The organism is Streptomyces sp. NRRL F-5727 (assembly GCF_000719555.1).
Taxonomy (GTDB): Bacteria; Actinomycetota; Actinomycetes; order Streptomycetales; family Streptomycetaceae; genus Streptomyces.
Window position 1 is genome coordinate 21,154 of the sequence record NZ_JOGX01000092.1, and the last position, 6,585, is coordinate 27,738.

General features: G+C 70.4%; 5 protein-coding genes and 1 pseudogene. 4 read left to right on the forward strand and 2 right to left on the reverse strand.

What is annotated here, in order from left to right; genetic code table 11:
- Window positions 1-60 precede the first annotated feature (60 nt).
- The 4 genes and pseudogenes from IF73_RS41690 to IF73_RS0134855 all read left to right on the forward strand — a co-directional run bounded on the left by IF73_RS41690 (window position 61) and on the right by IF73_RS0134855 (window position 4,279).
- Complete coding sequence (locus IF73_RS41690; RefSeq protein WP_199806777.1) at window positions 61-210, forward strand: hypothetical protein; 150 nt, start codon at window positions 61-63, stop codon at window positions 208-210.
- Window positions 207-1,521, forward strand: a pseudogene (locus tag IF73_RS38285) (potassium-transporting ATPase subunit KdpA). Before IF73_RS41690 ends, IF73_RS38285 begins: the two are co-directional and overlap by 4 nt.
- A complete protein-coding gene (gene kdpB, locus IF73_RS0134850; RefSeq protein ID WP_031014988.1) occupies window positions 1,518-3,623 on the forward strand; it encodes a potassium-transporting ATPase subunit KdpB in 2,106 nt (701 codons plus the stop codon). Before IF73_RS38285 ends, kdpB begins: the two are co-directional and overlap by 4 nt.
- Before the next feature lie 5 nt (window positions 3,624-3,628).
- Window positions 3,629-4,279: a potassium-transporting ATPase subunit C gene (locus IF73_RS0134855; protein ID WP_031014991.1), complete on the forward strand. Its 651-nt coding sequence runs from the start codon at window positions 3,629-3,631 to the stop codon at window positions 4,277-4,279.
- 35 nt (window positions 4,280-4,314) lie between these two features.
- Here the strand turns inward: IF73_RS0134855 and IF73_RS0134860 are convergent, their stop codons facing one another.
- Together IF73_RS0134860 and IF73_RS0134865 are read right to left on the reverse strand one after the other, a co-directional pair.
- Window positions 4,315-5,271 (reverse strand): bile acid:sodium symporter, encoded by a 957-nt coding sequence (locus IF73_RS0134860; RefSeq protein WP_107049386.1) that lies wholly within the window; start codon window positions 5,269-5,271, stop codon window positions 4,315-4,317.
- Window positions 5,272-5,316: 45 nt separating this feature from the next.
- Window positions 5,317-6,420, reverse strand: a complete 1,104-nt coding sequence (locus tag IF73_RS0134865) for a magnesium and cobalt transport protein CorA (protein WP_031014994.1) — start codon at window positions 6,418-6,420, stop codon at window positions 5,317-5,319.
- Window positions 6,421-6,585: the final 165 nt, after the last annotated feature.

Consider the following 6,585-nt stretch of genomic DNA (forward strand, 5'->3'; position numbering starts at 1 on the left):
GTAGGGGACGCGTCAAGAGCAGAGTCCAGGACGTCAGGGGGGCGTCAACGGCGGCGGTGGGTGGCCGAAACGGATGTTTCCTCATCTCGTCAGAGAATCCGCTCTTCCTTCTTCCGGGAGTTCACGATGGCCGACGTGGCCTTCGTCGTCACCACGGTCGCGGTCTTCGCGCTGGTGGCGTTCATCGCCAAGGGGGTGGCGAAGCTGTGAGTGCCGAGAACGTGATCGGTCTGCTCGTCGCCGCCGCCCTGCTGGGCTACTCCTCGGACCGGCATCTGAGGCCCGAGAAGTGGATCTACAAGGCGATCGGCGCGAACCCGGACGCCGGGATGCGCTGGTCCGCCTACCTGCGCGGGGTCCTCGCCTTCTCCGCGGTGAGCGTCCTCTTCCTCTACCTGCTGCAGCGCGTGCAGGGTTCCCTGCCCGGCTCGCTCGGCTTCGTGTCGATCGACCCGGACCAGGCGTTCAACACGGCGGCGTCGTTCGTCGCCAACACCAACTGGCAGTCGTACTACGGCGAGCAGGCCATGGGCCACGTCGTGCAGACCGGCGGCCTCGCGGTGCAGAACTTCGTGTCGGCGGCGGTCGGCATGGCGGTGGCGGTCGCGCTCGTCCGCGGCTTCGCCCGGTCCCGTACCGGCGAGCTGGGCAACTTCTGGGCCGACCTGGTCCGCGGAGTCGTCCGCATCCTGCTCCCGATCTCCGTGGTCGGCGCGCTCGTGCTCGTCGCCTGCGGCGCCATCCAGAACTTCTCCGGCATCCACGAGGTCGGCCAGTTCACGGGCGGGACGCAGCAGTGGAACGGCGGCGCGGTGGCCTCGCAGGAGGTGATCAAGGAGCTGGGGACGAACGGCGGCGGCTACTTCAACGCCAACTCGGCGCACCCCTTCGAGAACCCCGACGGGCTCTCCAACCTCTTCGAGATCTACCTCATCCTCGTCATCCCCTTCGCCCTGACCCGCACCTTCGGCCGCATGGTCGGCTCCCTGAAGCAGGGGTACGCGATCCTCGGCACGATGGTCACCATCTGGCTCGCCTTCACCGCGCTGATGATGTGGACCGAGTTCGCGGGCCACGGACCGGCGTTCGAGATCGCCGGCGGCGCCATGGAGGGCAAGGAGACCCGGTTCGGCATCGGCGCCTCCGCGATCTTCTCGGTCGCCACCACGCTGACCTCGACCGGCGCCGTGAACCATGCTGATCATGGCGGTCATCGCGGTGTTCATCGCCGGCCTGATGGTCGGCCGCACCCCGGAGTACCTGGGCAAGAAGATCGGCACCCGCGAGATCAAGTTCGCGGCCTGCTCCATCCTGGTCACCCCGGCGCTCGTCCTCGGCTTCACCGCCGCCTCGTTCGTCCTGGACACCCCGGCCAACTCGATGACGAACTCCGGCGCGCACGGCTTCTCCGAGATCCTGTACGCCTACACCTCGGGCGCCAACAACAACGGCATCATCACCGGTCTCACCTACTTCCCGGCCCTCGCGCTGGGACCGCTCGCCGAAGGGCTCGCAGCATGAGCACCGTCACTCCTGTCCGTCCCCCGCAGTCGGGCACGCCCGCCGGCCGGCCCGCCGAGGCCGGACGCGTCGGCGGCGGGCTCTTCGACCCCCAGCAGCTCGTCGCCTCCTTCCCGGACGCGCTCCGCAAGCTCGACCCGCGGGTGATGGTCAAGTCGCCCGTGATGTTCGTGGTGTTGATCGGCTCGCTCGTCACCACCGTGCTCGCCGTGAAGAACCCCGGGGACTGGTTCGGCTGGGCGATCACCGTCTGGCTGTGGCTCACCACGATCTTCGCCAACCTCGCCGAGGCCGTCGCCGAGGGCCGCGGCAAGGCCCAGGCGGACACCCTGCGCAAGGCCAAGACCGACACGGTCGCCCGCCGGATCGTCGGCGGGAACGAGGAGCGGGTGCCGGGTACGGAGCTGACGATCGGCGACCTCGTCGTCTGCGAGGCCGGCGACGTCATCCCCGGCGACGGCGACGTCGTCGAAGGCGTGGCGAGCGTCGACGAGTCCGCCATCACCGGCGAGTCCGCCCCCGTGATCCGCGAGTCCGGCGGCGACCGGTGCGCGGTCACGGGCGGCACGAAGGTGCTCTCCGACCGGATCGTCGTCAAGATCACGACGAAGCCCGGCGAGACCTTCATCGACCGGATGATCAACCTGGTCGAGGGCGCCGCCCGGCAGAAGACGCCGAACGAGATCGCCCTGAACATCCTCCTGGCGTCCCTCACCATCGTCTTCCTGCTGGCCGTCGTCACCCTGAAGCCGTTCGCGATCTACGCGGGCGCCGACGAGCAGACCTCGATGATCGTGCTGACCGCGCTCCTCGTCTGCCTCATCCCGACCACCATCGGCGCGCTGCTCTCCGCCATCGGCATCGCCGGCATGGACCGCCTGGTCCAGCGCAACGTCCTCGCGATGTCCGGGCGCGCGGTCGAGGCCGCCGGTGACGTGTCGACGCTGCTGCTCGACAAGACGGGCACGATCACCCTGGGCAACCGGCAGGCGGCCGAGTTCGTCCCGGTCCGGGGCACCACCGCCGCCGAACTGGCCGACGCCGCCCAGCTGTCGTCGCTCGCCGACGAGACCCCCGAGGGCCGCTCGGTCGTGGTCCTCGCCAAGGAGAGGTACGGGCTGCGCGAGCGCCACCAGGGCGAACTCGCCCACGCCCACTGGATCGAGTTCACCGCCCAGACCCGCATGTCGGGCGTGGACGTGGACGGCAGGAGGATCCGCAAGGGGGCGACGGGTTCGGTCGTCGCGTGGGTGAAGGAGCAGGGCGGCACCGTCGCCGAGGACGCGGGGGCGCTCACGGACCGGATCTCCGAGGCCGGCGGCACGCCGCTGCTGGTGGCTGTGGAGGACGGTGCGGGCGCGCGTGTCCTCGGTGTCGTCCACCTGAAGGACGTCGTCAAGGACGGCATGCGGGAGCGGTTCGAGGAGCTGCGCCGCATGGGCATCAGGACGGTCATGATCACGGGCGACAACCCGCTGACCGCCAAGGCCATCGCCGAGGAGGCGGGCGTCGACGACTTCCTCGCCGAGGCCACCCCCGAGGACAAGATGGCCCTGATCAAGCGCGAGCAGGCCGGCGGCAAGCTCGTCGCGATGACCGGCGACGGCACGAACGACGCGCCCGCGCTCGCCCAGGCGGACGTCGGCGTGGCGATGAACACCGGCACGTCGGCCGCGAAGGAGGCCGGCAACATGGTCGACCTCGACTCCAACCCGACCAAGCTCATCGAGATCGTCGAGATCGGCAAGCAACTCCTCATCACCCGGGGCGCGTTGACGACCTTCTCGATCGCCAACGATGTCGCGAAGTACTTCGCGATCATCCCGGCCATGTTCGCGGTGGCGTACCCGTCCCTCGACAAGCTCAACATCATGGGCCTGCACTCGCCCGAGTCCGCGATCCTCTCCGCCGTCGTCTTCAACGCGCTGATCATCGTCACGCTCGTCCCGCTCGCCCTGAAGGGCGTCCGCTACCGACCCTCCAGCGCCGACGCGATGCTCCGCCGCAACCTGGCCCTCTACGGACTCGGCGGCCTCGTCGCCCCGTTCGTCGGCATCAAGCTCATCGACATGCTCCTCACCCTCATCCCCGGAATCGGTTGATCGTCGTGAACAACTCCGTAGGAAACACCGGCCGTGTGCTCTGGGCCGGACTCCGGGCCCTGCTCGTCCTCACCGTCCTCTGCGGTGTGCTCTACCCGCTCGCCGTCACCGGCGTCGCCCAGGTGGCCTTCCCCGGCAAGGCGAACGGCTCCGAGATCGAGGACGCGAGCGGGAAGGTCGTCGGCTCCGCGCTCATCGGCCAGACGTACCTCGCCGGCGACGCCCCCGACCTCCGCTGGTTCCAGCCCCGCCCGTCCAATGGCCTCGGCACCAACAGCGTCAACACGCGGTACGCGCTGATCCTCTCCGGCGCCACCAACCGCTCCGGCGACAACGCGGACCTGATCCGGTGGGTCACCGACGCCAAGGCCGCCGTCGTCAGGGACAACTCGGTGAACGGCTACACGGTGAAGCCCTCCGACGTGCCCGCCGACGCCGTCACCTCCTCCGGCTCCGGCCTGGACCCGCACATCTCCCCGGCGTACGCGGAACTCCAGGTCCACCGGGTCGCGCAGCGCAACAGGCTCGACGTCGCCCAGGTCGAGAAGCTGGTCGCCGACCACACCGACGACCGCGTCCTCGGTTTCATCGGCGAACCCCGCGTCAACGTCCTCAAGCTCAACATCGCGCTCAAGGAACTGCTGACCAGGGGCTGATGGCCTTGTCCCCCCCCGCCCGAGGAACCGGCGGGTCAGCGCGGCCCCGCCCCGTCGCCGGGCACGAGACGGGGGACGAGACGTACGTACGCCACCATGCCGAGGACCTCGACCAGCGTCTGGGTCACCACCACCACGGACGCGACCGCGAACGAGCCGGGCAGGGCCAGGGCCAGCGGGAGGACGACGAGGGAGTTGCGGGTGGCGCCGGTGAAGACGACCGCACGGGCGGCGCCCGTACCGAGGCGGAAGAGCCGGGCGACGGCCCGGCCCGCGAAGGCCATCACCACCAGGAACAGCACGTAGAAGGGGATCACGGCGGCGACGTCGCCGAGGCTGTCGCCCACCCCGGGGATCTGCGAGGCGACCACCGTGAGGAGGGTCGCGGCCATCAGCGGGACCATCGTCGTGGTCGCCGCCGCCGCGACCCGCGCCCCGGCCGGGCGGCGGGCCGCCCACGCCTGGAGCGTCCAGGCGAGCCCGAGCGGCACCACGACGAGGACGAGGAACGCCTCCAGGAACGGGTCGGGCTCCACGACCTCGGCGAGTCCGGCGCCCAGGAAGACGTACAGGAAGCCCGGCAGCAGCAGCATCTGCGCCACGAGGAGCAGCGGGGTCGCGGCGAGCAGCCGGCGGCCGGAGCCGCCCGCGAGGCCCGAGAAGACGATCACGTAGTCCACGCACGGGCAGAGCAGCACCAGCAGCACCCCGAGGCGGACGGCCTGGTCGGCGGGGAGGAACGCGAACATCGCGGCCACCACGAGCGGCACGACGACGAAGTTCACCGTCAGCGCCGCCCCCAGGAACCGCCCGTCGCGCAGCGACCGGACCAGGTCCGCCGCTGGCACCTGAAGGAACGTCACGAAGAGCAGGGCCCCCAGGACCGGGTCGAGGACGTGCTCCAGCCCGGAGCCGACACCCGGCGCGACCCGTCCCAGCAGCGCTCCGACCGCCAGAGCCGCCAGATACACCCCGACCTGACGCTCCTCCATCCACGCGACCGGACCCCCGGCACCCACCTGCTCCACCTCGTGCTCCTACAGCCAGTCCTTCCGTTTGAACACCACGTACAGGCTCGTGCACACCACCGCCATCAGCACCACCGCGAACGGATACCCGCCGGCCCAGTGCAGCTCGGGCATGTTGTCGAAGTTCATCCCGTAGATCGTTCCCACCAGCGTGGGTGCGAACAGAATGGCGGCCCACGAGGAGATCTTCTTGATCTCCTCGTTCTGTTCGAAGCCGGCTTCCGCCAGTGCCCTCATCTCCGCGTTCTGCTGCTGGGTCACCAGGGTCGCGTTGACCGTGAGGATCTCCGTGAGGGCCTGGCGGAAGCCGTCGACGCGTTCACTGGTGTGGGTCACGTGGTCGGCGACGTCACGCAGGTAGCGCTGCAGCTCCTCGTCGGTGCCGTACTTGGCGAAGCCGGCCATCAGGCCGTGCAGCATGCCGACCAGGGGGCGGGTGGCGCGCTGGAACTCGACCATCTCGCGGGAGAGTTCGTAGATGCGGCGGGAGACGGCGGGGTCGCCGCCGAAGACCTCGGTCTCGATCTCGTCGACGTCGTTCTGCACGCCGGCGACGACCGGGGCGTAGCCGTCGACCACCGTGTCGAGGATGGCGTACAGCACGGCCTCCGGGCCGAGCGCCAGCAGGTCGGGGTTCCCCTCCATGCGGCGGCGGACCGCCGACAGGTCGGGGGCGGCACCGTGCCGGACCGTGATGAGGAAGTCGGGGCCGACGAAGATGTGCAGCTCGCCGAAGTCGACCTCCTCCTGGGCGTCCAGGTAGCGGGCCGCGCGCAGCACGACGAAGAGGGTGTCGCCGTACCGCTCCAGCTTCGGCCGCTGATGGGCTTCGAGGGCGTCCTCGACGGCGAGCTCGTGCAGGTCGAACTCGGCGGCCAGCGAGTGGAGTTCCTGCTCGGTCGGGCGGTGCAGGCCGATCCATGCCATGCCGTCCGGGTGTTCGCGCAGCTGCCGGTACGTCTCCGCCAGCGTCGCCGGCGACGACACCTTGCGGCCGTCGCGGTACAGGGTCGCCTGGATCACGCTCGGCCCGTCGGAGGGCTCCGGGGGCGCGGCGGCCGGGGACGGCTCCGGGTGGCGGCGCCAGGCCGCGCGGGGTCGGCGGTCGGACACGTACGTACCTCCGTCGGCTGCGTGCGGGACCCCGCCGGATCTCCGCCGGGGATGAGAAGGGTATATGGGTGGGAATGGGGTGAGTGGGGGAGGGGCCGCTCCCGGGCCGCCCCCCCCGTGCGCTCCCAGGCCCCCCCCGTGCGCTCCAGGCCACCCCCCCCGGCT